We start from the raw sequence: 15,777 nt of genomic DNA on the forward strand, positions 1-15,777 counted from the left end.
CGACGCCGACGGCGGCTGGACCCGACTCGACAGCCTGCCCCCAACGCGTGACGACTACACAGCGCTCCGCGAGGCTGTAGCCCTAGAGCGACTGAGCTTCCGCTCCTCAACATCCTCCTGGGCCCACCAGCGTCGCCGCGCCTTGGCAGCGACCCACACTCGCGCACAATGCTGGTGGCAGGGGCTCTCCCACAGAGAGCGAGCAGCGCGTCTTGCCCGCCTCTCGGAGCGGTTCCAGAGGCTGAGCGCTCACGAACAGTACGAGTTGAAACGAGAACTCACGCGACGAGACTTGCGACGAGGCATCGACTTAGAACAGCGCCGTATTGCATGGCAAAGCTCCCTCGGTGAGGATGCTTACCGGATTCGCCAGATGGAACGTGCTCTCTGGTGGAGGTCCCTACCAAAGCCCCTGAGAATGACCTACGCGGCCACCTGGCAGCGTCACAGGCGTGAAACCACCCGACTCATGCAAGGCACGAACCCCTGGAAGAAGGATGAGTCAAGTTAACTCAACCCTCAACCGGGTGGGCCTTTGTCGGGCGGCCACCGTGGAGCGGGCCCGGATCAGGCCAAGAAGCACCATGGTTGTGCTCCCTTTCCAGCTGGGCCACATAGTGGTCTAGAGCAGCATCAGCAACATCAGCAAGAGAGACTTTCACATTCTGCTGGCGTAGACCGACTACCGCTCCACGCACACGAGCGGCAATCTCCGGGGAGACATAGAACGTCATCCGCTGGCGTGCTCCGCTCACGTTAGAGCACCCCCAGCGCCTGGAGGTGTGCAAGGACCTTTCGGTAGTCCTCTGTGATTCCCTCAGATGGCGCGAAATCCGGTAGGGGTTCGCTGTGGGCGTAAGCGCCAGCGGCTGCGACGGCTCGACGAATGGAGGGTGACACGAGTTTGCCGTAGCTCTCACGCACGAGCTCCATGCCGTCGACGTACAAGCGACCAGCTGACGGTGGTGGCACGATGCACGGGATAATGCCGCCCAGCTTGAGGTCTGAGTCATAACTGGAAGCAACCGACTCGATCGTCGCTTCCAGTTCACTGATGCCCTCAAGTTCCTTGCGGGTCGGCTGTGTCACGGTAACAACAACGTCAGCTGCAACCATCGCGACGATCGTCACGAGGCCGATCGTCCCCGGGCAATCAAGCAGGACGATGTCAGCATCGATCTTGCGCAGGGCACTCTTGAGACGCATCTCGCGCCCAACCTCGTCACGAAGATTTACGATATCGGCGTTCACCGATGACGCCGACGGCAGGAGTCGGACGTTCTCGGTGTTCGTCTCCATGAGGGCCTCATTCGGCGTGCAGCGTCCGAGCAGGACCTCGCCGACGGTGTGCTTAAGTGTGCTCGGGTTGATTCCGAGCCACTGTGTGCTGTTGGCTTGGCCGTCGAGGTCTATGACGACGACGCGCTTGGTCGGCGCGAGCAGCGCGGCGAGCGTGACGACGGATGTCGTCTTGCCGGCCGACCCTGCGGCGTTGGCTACTGCGATGGTCTTCACGCCTGCTCCTTCTTCGCCTTAGTCATCTCGGACTTCTCCCAATCCGACATCTCGTAACCGTGATCCACGAGGTAGTCCATGAACTCGACCATCGCTTCAGTCCACGGACCTGTCGGGTTGCGCATCGGCTTTTCCAGCGCGGTGATGGCAGTGATCCACGCCAGGTGCTCACGTTTCTTCGGCTTCTCCTTGAGCAACTGCATGCGCCACTCCCGGTCCTTATCGGCCTCCGGCTTTAGTCCGACGTTCTGCGCGATCTTGCGCGCCGAGCTCGTCACCTGGGCGCCGAGATGGGAGCCGCTGAGCATCGCCAGGGCTAGGATTTCGACGATTTCCCTCGTCGACGGCTTGCGTTCGACCATCTTTAAGATGAAGGCGCGTCTGGCCGTGGCGGCGTTCTTCTTCTGCCACGCGATCTCGTCCTGGGTCTCCTTGTTCGTGGGAGCGTCGCCTTCGGCCTTCGAGGTGCGGACCGCCACCGGCGCGTCGGCGTGAACAGCTGTTGCTGGGACGTACGCGAGGTCGCCGCGAAAGCGCGCCTCTTCGATCTCTTCGTCGGTCGTGAGCTGGTGCTCGTAGATGCGGTTCTGGCCGAAGGCTTCAGCGGGATTAGCGATCATCGTGACGCCTTCGTCGGCTGCCTTCTTTGAGGCCTCTTCGACAGCATTCTTTTCGCGCACCTCGGCGCGGGCCTCGCGGAGGGCTGCCGGCAACACCCAGTCGTGAGAAAGATCGGCGTCGTCCTTTTCAATGCGAGTGGCTAGGGCATTGAGGGTATCTTCGTTTTCGTCGCGGACGAGGCTGACGCCGACGGATGTCGCGACGAGTCCGTGGTCGATCGCGGCCTGGAGTACCTCGGGCAGTTTGAGCAGCAGCATGCGACGTGCGAGGTAGGTCTGTGAGACGCCAGCGTGCTCCGCCATCTGGCGTTGACTTAAGTTGCTGCGCTCCATGACACGCTGGAAACTCGAAGCCTCTTCGATCGGCGTCAGCGCGCGACGATGGAGATTCTCATGAATGAGCGTCTCGTCCATGCGGTCACTCGTGCGCTCAAGGACCTCGATTTCCTGAAGACCAGCGATCTCAGCTGCCGCCTTACGGCGGTGGCCTGCGAGGAGTACCCATTTCTTGCCACCGATGGCCGCGGCGTGTTCCGGGTGGGCGGCGACATACTCGCTAGCGCTGACGACGAGGCCCGGCTGAAGCTGACCGACCTGCTTCAATGAGTTGGCGAGCTCGTCGAGGACATCCTCGCTACGCGCAACGGGGTTCTCAGGGTTGTTCGCGATCTCGTCGAGACGCAAGCGCCGTACGCGCTGCTCAGTTCCCCCACGGACGGCGGAGACCAGCGGTGAGTCGCTGTGCGTGCTCTCCCCGGCCTGGCGAGGCTTGAGCTGAAGCCCGCCCATCCCCGACTTTGCCTTCTTGGTGGCCACGAGACCCTCCCCTTCAAAATCGCCGATATGTAAACGTTTACATGCGGCCAGCAGCGCATCAAGGGCGACACGCGCAGGACCTCGTTTTGGCTGAGTTAAGTTGACTCAGGTTCAAGCTGGAGGGGGCGGGAAGTGAACTGGCCAGGCATCGACTCCGCCAGACCCCCTGGGGGGTAAGTTTTCAGGCATCCGGCCATTCATCGCTCACTGCCCAAGAGCGGGGACTCATCTGTCGTCGTTGGGCATGGAAACTCTATTACCCTGTTGTCGAAGGTGACCTAGCAGTCTATCGAGCGGGACTGCTGCACGAACGGGTGACACCGTGACCTGACCTATGGTTTGGTTTCCACTCTTGGTCGCTTGCTTCCGGTAGTGGTGAGTGTCCGCGGGGTGCGGGCGAGGTCGTAGTCGTGGGGTGTCGCGTACTCGAGGGAGGAGTGCCGGCGGCGACGGTTGTAGAACACCGGAACACCTCGATGTACTCGAAGATCGCGTTCGCGAGCTCGACCCGGGTCTTCCACTTCTTCCGGTTGAGCAGTTCGATCTGCATGCTCGACCAGAACGATTCCATCATCGCATTGTCGAGGCCATCGCCGACGGTGCCGAACGAGGGCAACAGGCCCGCGGAGCGGATCTTCTGGGTGAAGACCCACGAGGTGAACTGCACTCCATGGTCTGCATGCACGACCCCTCCGGGGGCCGGTTGGCGTGCTCGGATGACCATGTCCAGGGCGTTCACCACCAGGGTGGAGTCCTGCTTAGAGTCGATGGCCCAGCCGATGATCTTGCGACTGCAGGCATCCAGGACCGCGGCGCAGTAGACCTTGCCCTCTCGAGTGGGATGCTCGGTAATGTCAGTGACCCACAGTTCGTTCAGAGCCAGGCGATGGAACTTCCGGTTCACCAGGTCATCTGCCGTGGCGACTCCCTTGAGGCGCTTGATACGCACCGGCCCAGGGAGTCCTCCGATCTCCGCGCGGGTCATCAGCACTGAGACGAGGCGGCTCGAGCAGGGAATGTTCATGCCAATGGTGAACTCGGCGTGGATCCGACGGTAGCCGTAGGTGCCGCGAGAGGCGATGTGGATCTCGCGGATCAAGCCGGTCAGCCAGCGGCGGCGGAGCTCGGTGGCACTGGTGGGACGCTTCCGGTAGCGGTAGTAGCCCTGCCGGGAGACGCCCAGCAGGCGGCAGCAGGTGTGGACCGGGGCTCCGACGTCGACGAGTCGGTCGATCACCGGTGCGCCCTTTTGGGTCCACTCCTTCCTCTTCATCAAGCCACGTCGCGGCACGGCGGAGGATCGCGATCTCCTGTTCAAGCTGCCGTACGCGGCCGCGTGCCGTGCGGAGCTCGGCGGACTCACGACTGCTGAGTCCAGGCCGGCGGCCGTGGTCGATGTCGTCCTGGCGAAGCCAGGTGTGGAGGGTGACCTCGTGGATACCGAGATCGTGCGCGGTCTGCTTGACCTGACGGCCTTCGCGGACCAGAGCGATCGCACGAGCGCGGAACTCCGGAGGGTACGGACTGGGCATGTGCTGAGCCTTCCATGAAGACCGTCGGCTAGCGACGTCAACTGGAAACCGAGCCATAGGTCAGGTCACGGTGTCACCTATCCGTGCAGCAGTCCCAGCTGGCTTCCCATTCCAGTGGTGAGCTCATCCGTGCGAGCACTTCCCAGTCGGGACCTTTCGCTTGAGCCATCGCTCAGGTTGATCCGTGTCAGCTACCTGGGCCTCCCCAGGCGAGTTGTCAGCTGTCTGAGCACTCCCACGGCTCCGCCAGACGATCGAGGGCACTACGATTCTGGTACGACAAGGGGCCACCCCACCCGTGTTGCCGGATGTGGGCCGCGGTGGCCGTGGAGGTGTGAGCGTATTGTGATGGCGGAAAGCCCGCACTTGTTGCTTGTGGCGGACTGTGACGGTGTCGACGACATCATCGCCGGTCTGTCCAGATTCGGTTATTCGGCTTCCTGTTCCGACACCGTGACGAATCTCGGTGCACAGCTGTCGAGCGTCGACGTCGTGTTGGTCGACACCGACCTTCAGGAATTCGACGGATTGACCCTCTGCCGCGAGATCCGCCGGTCGAGCACTATTCCCCTCATCGGCTTCACTCAGCCCGCCGAACTTAGTCGCGTCCTCGCCTTGGAGGCAGGATGCGACGACTGTATGGACAAGCCATACCGTGCTCGGGAGTTAGCGTCCCGTGTCCAGGCACTGTTGCGCAGAACGCAGAAGCGGTCGTCACCGATCCTGATCGTGGGGGAACTGACCCTGATCCAGGCGCTCCGGGAGGTGCGCATGGGCGATGAACTCGTGGAGACGACACCGAAAGAGTTCGACCTGCTATTTCTTCTCGCCTCCGAACCGGACCTGGTCTTCACGCGGGGGGAGCTGATGCAGCGAGTGTGGGACTACCCGGACGATGCCGCAGATCTCACCCCCCTCGCCAGTCGCACCATCGACACACACGTCAGCAGCCTGCGGAAGAAAATAGGTTCACCGGACTTGATCCTGACAGTTCGCGGTGTGGGATTCCGGTTCAACGGTGGGTTCTCACACTAAGCCCAGAATTTCATCGGGTGAGGATGTCGACGTAGTCGGCGCTGTTGCCATGTGAGCGGGGTCGATCTTTGCAGGTGAGTACGACAGTGGCCGAGATGCCGCTGTCGGCGGTCGTCGTCTTCCACGGGCGATCCAGTGATGGGGCCGAGTTTGCTGCCAAGGTGAGGCAAGGACGGCGACCCTTCCAGGTCAGCCTCTGACTCATGGTCGTATTGGTGACGAGCGCAGTCAGCCGGTAGCCGCCGATGTCCTCGAATCGCAGCTGGACACCCGGGCGTGGCTGTTTCCGACACCGGCGTCGGTGCAGCGACGGACGAACTCCGCGATGATGCAGTCCGATTCGCGGGCGATGTCATAATTGTTGCAGACCTCGTCCAACATCTCGCTCAGTTCGGCATGGGCGCGCTGCGCGACATCGTAAGGGGTCGAGGAGAAGGCCACTGTTTGGTACAGCGGATTGAACAATTCCGGGTGTTGTTCGTGGATGCGGCGCTCAAGATCTTTGCGTGCGTGGAACCCGGGATCGTCGACGTCGCTGGACAACTCCTGAAGATTGCGCATGGAAAGGTCAGCCAGCGCGTGGCCTGGGCTGGTCCTCTCGGCGCTGTATTCTTGCGTCAACGTTGGAGCTGACCGGGCTAACCCTCCCGAAAGTGCTGCCTGTTCGACAAGCCGTGTCACCGCAGCGACATCCTCGAAACTGCAGTTGATTCCCTGACCTAGGAAGGGAACGACCGTGTGGGCGGCGTCGCCCACGAGGATTGTTCGACCGTGGTGGTAGGGATTCATCCTGACAAGGCGCAGCTGTCCGGGAGTTCGCTGCGTCAATTCAGTCTCGACGTGCGCCATGCAGCCGGCGACGTCGCCGAATTCGTTCGAGCAGTAGTCGGCGACTTCTTCCGGCTCCGCCAGGCCCTCGAACCAGCTGCGACTGTCGTCGAGTGGCTTGAACAGGCTCGTGGTGAACGTACCGTCGCAGTTGGGTTGGGCCTGCAGGAAGTGGTCTCCCCGAGGCCACAGATGCATCCCGCTCGGGTCCGCGCCAGAGAAGTCCATCGTGATCTCGGCGTGTCCGTGAGGAATGTGCGCGGTGTCGACTACCACCTCAGTCGGATGGGCCCTCGCGATCGCAGTTCTGACAGCGCTTTCCGCACCGTCACAACCGACGATCAGGTCGGCGGTGAGCCACTCACGCTCACCATCGGCACTTTCGACGAGGACGGCAGGACGTTGCGAGTCCACGTCGACGCAGGCCGTGCCGTATCGAATGTAGGCCCCTGCATTCGTCGCCTCCTCCTGCAACAGGTCCTGCAGACGAGATCGGGGGATGGACAGGAGGTGATGTTCGACCGACGTCCCATAGGGCTGCGTCGAGATCCCCCCGTCCCGGTGGTGGATGATTCGCTTGTTCAGGACAGCGCCCCGCAAGTACAGGCGTCGTCGGACCGAATCAGGCAGACCGCGCATCCCTCTTTCCGTCAGGGTCAGATTAAAGGAGAGCCCTGAACCAGTCTGCGAGAGCTCGGTTCTGCGCTCTACGATGGAGACCGACACGCCGAGACGTCGAAGATTGAGGGCGAGGGCGCAGCCCACTGGACCGGCACCGACGATTAGTACCGAGTCCGACCGATCACACATGACGTCGCTCCTTGCCGTTTTGAGGGGTAGGGGTGGGTGGGGTTACCGCTCCACGAGCGGCGAAGTAGGCGAACATCCGGTGGAGCCAGGCCGAGTCGGCTGACGGGATGGGGTGTCCGAGAGCAGACAGCGCCTCCTGGGTTCGGGTGTTGTCGAACCGTTGGTTCCCGAGGCGCATCACGCCTTCGCGCATCATGGGCACCAGGGAGGCCAACTCTGCATTGGTGTTGGCTCCGTCGTCCGTCGCAACCCTCTCGACCGCTGTTAACCAGTCGTCTGGATCGACGGCGGTGAGGTCGTACCCCTGGGAACGGACGGCGTGGACGGCCTCGTCCCAGGGCAGAGGGCGTGCGTTGTGCAGGTGCCACGTCGAACACGATCCGTCGCCGTCCTTCTCGGACAACAACCGCACCGCTCGTGCGACATAGTCCGCCGGGAGGAGGTCCGAAGGCGGCTTGTCGGCAAGGTCCCGCGGGAAGGAACCGACCTCCGTCATGGCCTTCAGGTGCAGCCAGAGGAAGTCGTCTGGTCGACACGCGCCGCTTCGACTGTGCCCACCGATTCGGCCGATGCGATGGATCGTCACCGGAAGACCCGCATCGCGGGCAGCAGAGGCAAGATGATCCGCCACCCACTTGCTCTGGGAGTAGCCGATGCCCAGCGACGCCGGGTCGCCCGGAACGGTCAACTCGTTCACGACCGGGGGGGTCGAGTCCGGGGGGAAGACTCCCACCGTGGACATGAGCCGCATCGGCACCCTGTCCGCAGCGCAGAACTCCAGCAGTTTCAGCACCCCGTCGACGTTCGTGCCACGCACCGAAGCGTAGGGTGCGACGAAGTTGATGTGGGCGGCGGCGTGGAAGACTTCGCAGACATCCTGGGGTCGGAGACCGATGTCGTCGCACAGGTTTCCCGGGAGGATACGCACGGAATCAGCAAGTCCCGGATCCAGGGCGTAGTCGAGGCAGGCGCTCCGCAACCGTTCGCGGCCTTCGGACTCATCGGCAGCCCTCACGAGGCACCCCACATGTCGTCCCGCCCGGACCAGTTCGTCGAGCAGATGTACTCCGAGGAACCCGGTCGCCCCGGTCAGAAAGACGAGATCACCTGACCCGGTGCGCCGCGGTGCGACCTCGAACCCGGCGGGTAGGGTGGCGTCCCCCGCGAGGTCTAGGGCATCTATCCCGCCTCCTTGGAGACGCTCCGCCATTCCCCGCACGGTTGGGGTGCTCATGAGTTGTGACAGGGTGATCTCGTCGCCGAACCGCTGCTGGACGGCGCGATGTAGTCTCGCCGCCAGGAGCGAATAACCGCCGAGGGCGAAGAAGTCGTCGTCGATCGAGGTCGGTGCCGCCCCGAGCAGCCCGGCCCACAGTCGGGCGATCTCGGCCTGGCGGTCGTTCATCCTGTCGGGGGCTGGTAGGTCTCCATGTGGATCCCCATCAGTCGGATCGGCGCCGATACGCGCTGCGAGGGCCGCCCGGTCGGTCTTGCCACTCGCGGTCACCGGGATGTCATCGACCCTTGTCAGACGTTGAGGGACGAGGTAGGTCGGTGTCGTCGCGGTGAGGCGTGACCGCCAATCCGTAGGAAGGTCCCTCGACGCGGTTACGAAGCCGTGCAACGTCCGGTCCGACCCCGCGGGGACGGCGACCACCGCGGCCTTGTCGACGTCGAGCGTCCGTTCGATGATGGCCTCGACCTCGGCAGGCTCAACACGGAACCCGCGGATCTTGACCTGGTCGTCAGCACGGCCCAGACAGTGGATGCGACCGTCGGGGGTGAGGACGACGACGTCACCCGTCCGGTACATCCGCTGTCTGTCGACCAGCGGGTCGTTCACGAAACTGCGCGCGTTCTGTTCGGGCCGTCCGATGTAGCCGGGAGAGACGACGGGGCCCGCGATGCAGAGCTCGCCTTGGACCCCGACGGGAACCGGGCGGTCACCGTCCAGGACTCGGGCATCGACCCCCCGCACCACACGACCGATTGGGGGGAAGGTCGGCCAGACGTCGACGTCGGCGCTGAGCCACTCTCCCGTGCAGAGGTGTGCCTCCGACGGTCCGTAGACGTTCGCAAGTCGAGCGTCCGGACGCTGCCGAAACATCGCACGGAGATCATCCGTGATGACGAGGCGTTCCCCGGTTGTGTAGACCTCACGTAAGTCGGGCAGGGCAGGACCTCCATGGGCCAACACGGCGGCAAGCTCCCTCAAGGCGACGTAGGGGAGGAAAATTCTCTCCACCCGGTGACGCTCGAGCAGGTCGGCGAGTTCTGCGAAATCTGTCCTGGCCGACGCCGGCGGGATGACGAGAGCTGCGGAGGTGCACAACGTCCCGAAAACTTCCTCGGCGAAGACGTCGAACGCGGGGTTCATGTACTGCAGAGTCCGCAGGCGACGTCCTCCTGAGAGTTCGTTCTGCGCGTGAACGAGGTTGGAAAGGGTGGCCTCGGTGATCTGGACCCCCTTGGGACGCCCCGTCGAACCCGAGGTGAACACGACATAAGCGGTGTCCGAGGGCTTCTTGCGTCCGGCCAGTTCGACGTCCTCGTCCGTCGTCTCGACGTCGGAGAGCTGCAGGACGTCCCGATCGTCGGGGACAGCCGCCGGGCCGCTCGCGACGACGAGGTCGGGGTCGCTGTCCTCCAAGGTCGATCGGGTTCGCTCGGCGGGTTGGGTCGGATCGAGGGTGACGTAGGCTCCGCCCGCGCGGAGGGTCCCCAGCACGGCGACGATGAGGTCGGCACCGGGTGGCAGGAGGAGGGCCACGCGGTGGCCGTCCCGCACCCCTCTGGAGGCAAGACCACGGGCTGCGGCATCGACGCGTGTGGACAACTCGGCGTACGTGAGCTCCTCGTTCTCTGTGATAAGGGCGATGCTCGATCCGGACGTCTCCGCCGTCGCCACAAACAGGTCCGCAGTCAGCTCCGTGCCGATCTCCGGTGCGTCATTGCGCCGCGACAGTCCCGCGAGCTCAGTGTCCCGAGTTGGTTCGGGCCGGTCGAGGTCGGCGAGCGGCGTCTGTGGTGACGTGAGGATCTGTTCCGCCACGGCGACCAAACGATCCGCCAGACGACGGGTGAGATCGTCGGCCCCCGTCGCTGCGGAAGTGTGCTCCGTGATGAGTGTGTCTCGCTGGGCCCCTTCGTTGACCACGAGGGCCAGGTCGTACTTGGAGCCACCGGGTCGGTACTCCCATGTGTCAACACCCCATCGTGGCAGTTCGAGCTCTCGGGAGGCTGCCGGCATGACGGTGATCATGGCCGAAAAGGGCTCTGCACGTGAGTCATGGTCGGTGTCCTGGCGGAGTGCCCCGACGACAGCGTCGAGTGGCGCGTGTCGGTACCGCAGGGCCTCGAGGACGGACGACCGGACTCCGGACAGGATGTCGGCCGCCGTCGACTCCGCCCCGGTCCGGCTGCGGAGGGTGATGGTGTTGGTGAGGTGGCCGATCGTGTCGGAGTCTTCCGGTTCACGCATCGTGACCGGCATGCCGAAGAGCACGTCCTCACGGCCGGTCTGCCGATGGAGGACCGTCGCAAACACGGCCGAATAGAACATGCTCGTAGTGACGCGCTGAGCACGGCAGAACTCCCGAATGCGCTCGGTGAGCTCGTCCGACAGCTCCACGGAGGCGGCATAGTGGTGTGAGTGCAGCATGGGCACGTCGTCCCGGGGGCTCTCGCAGGACGTCGATGGCAGCCCGATCCGGGGTGGTTCAGGGGCTCCGGCGAGGCGCTCTCGCCAGTACCCGAGGACTGCCTGTCGCTCGTCCTGCCACCGCATCGACCAGCGCTCGTATGCAGTGCTGGCTGTGGCGCCGTCTCCGACGGCGTCGATGTCGTCGCCGTCCTCCAGGAGGGCGTAGATCGCTTCGAGGCGGCGAAGGAACGGTCGCCAGGACATGCCGTCGAAGACGGAGTGATGCACGTTGAACACGAGGCGGCTGCGGTGGGCCGTGGTGAACCGGAGGTGTCGAACCCGCACGAGCGGTCCGGTCTCGAGGTCGAAGACACCGTTCGCGACCTCGTCCACCATGTCGGTGGCCCATGCTTCCGCCGCGTCCGCAGGACCTTCGTAGGAGTGGACGTCGACGAGTGGCGAAAGCTCGTCGTGGACGACCCGGAACAAGGTTCCGTCGTCATCCATGGTGAACGTAGTGCGGAGTGCTTCGTGCTCGGAATGTACCTGCCGGAGAGCCTGTTCAAGCGTGTGGTGGTCCAGTAACTCCGGGACGTCGAGGACCAACGGCTGGTTGTACGCGGTCGGGTCCGCGCCATAGACGGTTGCGAACCATAGGCCGGGCTGCGCCGGTGAGACCGCACACCTGAGGGTTCCCGGCTGTTCGGCGTCTGCGGTCATTTCAGCTCTCCTCTCGCTCGTGACGGATGTGGTTGGCAATCCCTCTGGGCGTGCCGGCCGTAAAGAGGTCATCTGGAGACAGCTGGACCCGGACGGACTCCTCCAACCGGGCTCCCAGGTCGATGAGATGCAGTGACGTCACGCCGAAATCGAGCAGGTCGTCGTCGGCACCGATCGTGCGGATGCCTGTGACCTCACCGACGAGCAGGGTGACGATCTCGACGAGACTCTCGCCGTCAGCGGCCGGGCCGTCGACGGACGCCCCCTGCGGGGAGGTGGCGACGTGGTCGCCCTCAGCATGTGCCGTCACAGAGGCAGAACCGGCGACTTCCGAGGTGTCCTCGGTCGCCAGCCCCTCGGCCAAGGCCTGGCGGTCGACCTTCCCGTTGGCGTTGAGCGGGAACTGCTCCAGCGGATGCAGGTGCGTCGGCACCATGTAGTCGGGAAGCGCTTCCCGTAGTGACGTCATCAGACGGCTCCGGATCTCGTCGGCGTCCTGCACCGTGAACGACAGGTGGAGTTCTTCGGTTGCGGTGTCACCGGGATGCTTTTGGACGACGGCGCGGCCGACGCCGGGAACGGCCTCGGCGGCGAGCTCTACCTGTCGCGGTTCGACACGAAAACCGCGGACCTTGATCAGCTGGTCCGTGCGGCCCGCGAGGATAACGGCCCGGTCGTCGCGCATGACAGCGAGGTCGCCGGTCCGGAGCACGAGGGCGCCGTCGACGTCGACGAACCTGGCCGCCGTTCGTTCCGGATCGTCGATGTAACCATGTGCGAGGCCGGCACCGGACAAACACAACTCGCCTGTCTCACCGGGCGGAACCTCGCGTAGCTTCTCGTCTCGAACCGACATCACAACGCCTGGCATGGGGTGTCCGACCGGGATCGCCCCGGCCTCGCTCGTCAGGTCCTCCTTCGTGATCTCGTACACGGCGGTCAGTGCGGAGTTCTCCGTGCACCCGAAGGCGTTGAACACAGTCCCCTTTGTCAGGTCGACGGCGCGGACGAGGTGGTCCTTGGACGGGAAGTCACCGCTGACGATGATCCAGCGCGCCCTCGCCACCATCTCGGGGTAGCCGTCGACGAGTCGGTTGAAGAGGCCGACGGGCAGGTTGAGGACGGTGACCTTCTCCGATTCGGCGATCCGTGCCATCTCAGACAGGCTCGGAGCCTCCGGGGGTGGCACGACGAGCCGCCCCCCTCGCAACAGACACGTCCAGATGTCTGTGGTCGAGGCGGCGAACGACGGCTGAGCTAGCTGCAGGAACACATCACCCGGCCCGGGTTCGTAGCCGCTGAGCCCCCGACAGACACGGGCCAGTCCCCGGTGCACGATCTCGACGCCCTTTGGTGGGCCCGTGGACCCCGAGGTGAAGAGGATGAAGGCGGGGTCTTCGGGGCCCGGTCCGGGAGTCGATAGATCCGCAGGTGTCAGGGCTTCCTCGAGAAGGGTCTCGAGCCGCACGACCTGTGCGGCGTCGACCCCGGGCACGTCCTTCCCGGAGGTGACGGTGAGATCGGGCCGGGCGACACTGACGAGGTCAATGAGGTGGGATTCTGGGTGACCTGGGTTGAACGGGACGACAGTGAGGCCAGCCTGCAGGATGCCGATGAAGAGCGGGTAAAGCTCGGGGCGGCGTTCCATATGGACCCCGACCCGTTGCCCCGCGGTGAGGCCGCGCGCCTGGAGTGCGGTCGCGAACCTGCGGGCCAATACGTCGAGCTCGGCATAGGTCCAGCGCACGTCCGCGCTGCTGAGAGCTTCACGGTCGCCGAGGGTGGCGACGGTGCTCGCGAAGGCCTTCGGGACCGTCGCCGTGAACAGGTCCGTCGCGGATGCGTCGGTCGTAGGGGTCGTCATGCTGGTCAGCTCCTTCTGGCCAAGTGGCGGCCTGTGACGCTGTCGGTTTCGGAGGCGAGGGCCGCCGGTCTGCCACCGAAGACCACGTGGCCTCCGGCGGCCCCGGCCCCGGGGCCGAGGTCGATGACCCAATCGGAGACGGCGACGACGTCGAGGTCGTGCTCGATCGCGATGACGGTGTTACCTGCGTCGACGAGGCGGTCGAAGAGGCCGACGAGGTTACGTACATCGGCCATGTGCAGGCCCGACGTCGGTTCGTCGAAGACGAACACAGCACCGTGATCGTTGAGGCGACTGGCCAGTTTCACTCGCTGCCGCTCCCCGCCGGACAGTTCCGACAGGGGCCTGCCGAGAGTCAGATATCCGAGACCGACGTCGACGAAGGAGGTCAGCCGGGCACCGATGCCGTCGTCGTGCAGGGCGTCGACCGCCTCGTCGATCGTCATCTGGAGAACGTCGGCGATGGTGCGCCCGTCCACCGTGTACTGGAGGGCTTTCGGGGAGAAGCGGCGACCCTCACAGGTCTCGCAAACGACCGTGATCGGGTCCATGTAGGCCATGTCGTGGGTGATCTCGCCGCGCCCTCGGCAGGCGGGGCAGGCACCGTCACCGTTGAAGCTGAACAGGCCGACGCCCACGCCGTTGGCCTTGGCAAAGACGCGCCGCACCTTGTCCCACACCTTGGCGTAGGTCGCCGGTGTCGATCGGGGGTTGATACCGGCCGGACTCTGATCGATGAGGACGACATCGTGTTGCCGGGGCAGGACCTTCGTGGCGAGGGTCGACTTGCCGGACCCCGCCACGCCGGTGATGGCGGTGAGGACCCCCAGAGGGAAGTCGACGTCGACGTCGCGGAGGTTGTGCATCGTGGCGTGACGCACGGGCAGCCACTGCTTCGGGTCGCGGAGAGCGCGGAAACGCGTGAGCGGCTCCCGCAGTTCCGCACCTGTCAGGGTGTTGCTCTTCGCGAGGTCAGCCGGGGTGCCCTCGAACGTCACGCGTCCCCCCTTGGCACCGGCACCGGGACCGATGTCGATGACGTGGTCGGCGGCCTCGATGATCGACCTGTCGTGCTCGACGACAAGCACGATGTTCCCCTTGTCACGCAGTTGATGAAGGAGGGAGAGGACGCGTTCGACGTCGTTGGCGTGCAGCCCGGTGCTCGGTTCGTCGAACACGTAGGTCATGCCCGTGAGGCTAGATCCGAGATGCTTGACGATCTTCAGGCGCTGCCCTTCTCCGCCGGAGAGGGTGATGGACGGACGGTCCAAAGACAGGTATCCGAGGCCGACATCGTTGATCCGACGGAGGGCCGTGAGGAGAGGATCCGTCACCGACGATCTCACCATCTCCTCGGGGAGGTCCGTGAGCCAGTCGACGAGCTCGGTGACCTGCATGGCAGAGACCTCGGCAATGTTCCTGCCCTGGATCCGGGAATCGAGGACCGCACGTGACAGGCGGGTGCCTCCGCACGCAGGACACGGGGCTTGTTCCACTACGTGCTCCACATCCGCGCGTTCGCGGGGTTTGAGGGAGTCCAGTCCGGGCGCGATGTACCGCCGGGTGAACCGGTCGACGACTCCCTCGTAGTCGTTGACGGCGACATTGCCGCGGTCGTCAAGACGAGCGGTCTGGAATCCGCCACCATGGAGGAGTAGTTCCCATTCCTCGTCGCTGTATTCGTCGAGAGGGCGTGTCGCGTCGAACAGCTTCTCGCCGAGGTCCTTGGAGGAGGACGACCCGGAGTGCCGGTGGGCGGTGGCGTACCGCTTCCAGTAGTTCGTCCCCACGGCGAACGCAGGATGGGTGATGGCACCGTCGTCCAGTGATTTGGAACGGTCGATCAATTGTTCGATGTCCACGGTCAGAACCTGGCCCAGACCCTGACACTCGGGGCACATTCCCTCGGGCGCGTTGAAGGAGTAGGCCGTGGACTCACCGGCGCTCGGTTCTCCGTACCGCGAGAAGAGGACGCGCAGCATGGGGGAAACCTCGCTCAGGGTCCCGACCGTGGACCGTGAACTGCGTCCGATGCCCTTCTGATCGACGACGATCGCCGGTGCCAGATTGTCGATCCGTTCGAACGGTGGCCGCTCGAATCGCGGGAGCCGGTTCCGGATGTAGGGCGGAAAGACCTCGTTGAGCTGCCGCTGAGACTCAGTGGCGATCGTCTCGAACACCAGCGACGACTTGCCCGACCCGGAAACACCGCTGACGACGGTCAGCGCGGGGGACGGGATCGCGACTGAGACGCCCTTGAGGTTGTTCGTCCTGGCGTCGTGGACGACGAGGGATGGGCGTGATTGCTTCACGAGGCTCTCCTTGAGTGGTGGATGACGACCGGTGATTGTGGGTACGGCTCCGGTGCCGTGGCGCTTCCTCCGTGCCGTGTCG

The 15,777-nt window shown here is 64.4% G+C and carries 7 protein-coding genes and 1 pseudogene; 1 reads left to right on the forward strand and 7 read right to left on the reverse strand.

The window, feature by feature from the left end; translation table 11 throughout:
• Positions 1-756: 756 nt before the first annotated feature.
• The 3 genes and pseudogenes from EVU97_RS13870 to EVU97_RS13880 all read right to left on the reverse strand — a co-directional run bounded on the left by EVU97_RS13870 (position 757) and on the right by EVU97_RS13880 (position 4,483).
• Positions 757-1,515 (reverse strand): ParA family protein, encoded by a 759-nt coding sequence (locus EVU97_RS13870; RefSeq protein WP_129666653.1) that lies wholly within the window; start codon positions 1,513-1,515, stop codon positions 757-759.
• On the reverse strand, positions 1,512-2,951 hold the full coding sequence (locus EVU97_RS13875) for a ParB/RepB/Spo0J family partition protein (protein WP_129666656.1): 1,440 nt from the start codon (positions 2,949-2,951) through the stop codon (positions 1,512-1,514). The genes EVU97_RS13870 and EVU97_RS13875 overlap by 4 nt, the downstream gene beginning before the upstream one ends.
• A 332-nt stretch (positions 2,952-3,283) precedes the next feature.
• Positions 3,284-4,483 (reverse strand): annotated as a pseudogene (locus EVU97_RS13880) (IS3 family transposase).
• A 348-nt stretch (positions 4,484-4,831) separates the two neighbouring features.
• On the opposite strand from EVU97_RS13880, the gene EVU97_RS13885 reads away from it, so the two are divergent.
• Positions 4,832-5,518: a response regulator transcription factor gene (locus EVU97_RS13885; protein WP_082128956.1), complete on the forward strand. Its 687-nt coding sequence runs from the start codon at positions 4,832-4,834 to the stop codon at positions 5,516-5,518.
• Positions 5,519-5,746: 228 nt separating this feature from the next.
• Here EVU97_RS13885 and EVU97_RS13890 read toward each other — a convergent pair whose 3' ends face one another.
• From EVU97_RS13890 to EVU97_RS13905, 4 genes are read right to left on the reverse strand one after another with little or no spacing between them, the layout of a single operon-like run.
• On the reverse strand, positions 5,747-7,156 hold the full coding sequence (locus tag EVU97_RS13890) for an NAD(P)/FAD-dependent oxidoreductase (RefSeq protein ID WP_082128955.1): 1,410 nt from the start codon (positions 7,154-7,156) through the stop codon (positions 5,747-5,749).
• Complete coding sequence (locus EVU97_RS13895) at positions 7,149-11,591, reverse strand: amino acid adenylation domain-containing protein (protein ID WP_370448542.1); 4,443 nt, start codon at positions 11,589-11,591, stop codon at positions 7,149-7,151. The genes EVU97_RS13890 and EVU97_RS13895 overlap by 8 nt, the downstream gene beginning before the upstream one ends.
• On the reverse strand, positions 11,521-13,383 hold the full coding sequence (locus EVU97_RS13900) for a non-ribosomal peptide synthetase (protein ID WP_047312951.1): 1,863 nt from the start codon (positions 13,381-13,383) through the stop codon (positions 11,521-11,523). Before EVU97_RS13900 ends, EVU97_RS13895 begins: the two co-directional genes overlap by 71 nt.
• Positions 13,384-13,388: 5 nt before the next feature.
• Positions 13,389-15,695: an excinuclease ABC subunit UvrA gene (locus tag EVU97_RS13905; protein WP_047312950.1), complete on the reverse strand. Its 2,307-nt coding sequence runs from the start codon at positions 15,693-15,695 to the stop codon at positions 13,389-13,391.
• Positions 15,696-15,777: the final 82 nt, after the last annotated feature.

The sequence above is a fragment of the Dermacoccus sp. 147Ba genome (assembly GCF_004151355.1).
Lineage (GTDB): Bacteria > Actinomycetota > Actinomycetes > Actinomycetales > Dermatophilaceae > Dermacoccus > Dermacoccus abyssi.

Coding starts and splice junctions, on each gene's coding strand:
- EVU97_RS13885 (WP_082128956.1), top strand. CDS start 4,832: ATGGCGGAAAGCCCGCACTTGTTGCTTGTGGCGGACTGTGACGGTGTC.
- EVU97_RS13890 (WP_082128955.1), bottom strand. CDS start 7,156: ATGTGTGATCGGTCGGACTCGGTACTAATCGTCGGTGCCGGTCCAGTG.
- EVU97_RS13895 (WP_370448542.1), bottom strand. CDS start 11,591: ATGACCTCTTTACGGCCGGCACGCCCAGAGGGATTGCCAACCACATCC.
- EVU97_RS13900 (WP_047312951.1), bottom strand. CDS start 13,383: ATGACGACCCCTACGACCGACGCATCCGCGACGGACCTGTTCACGGCG.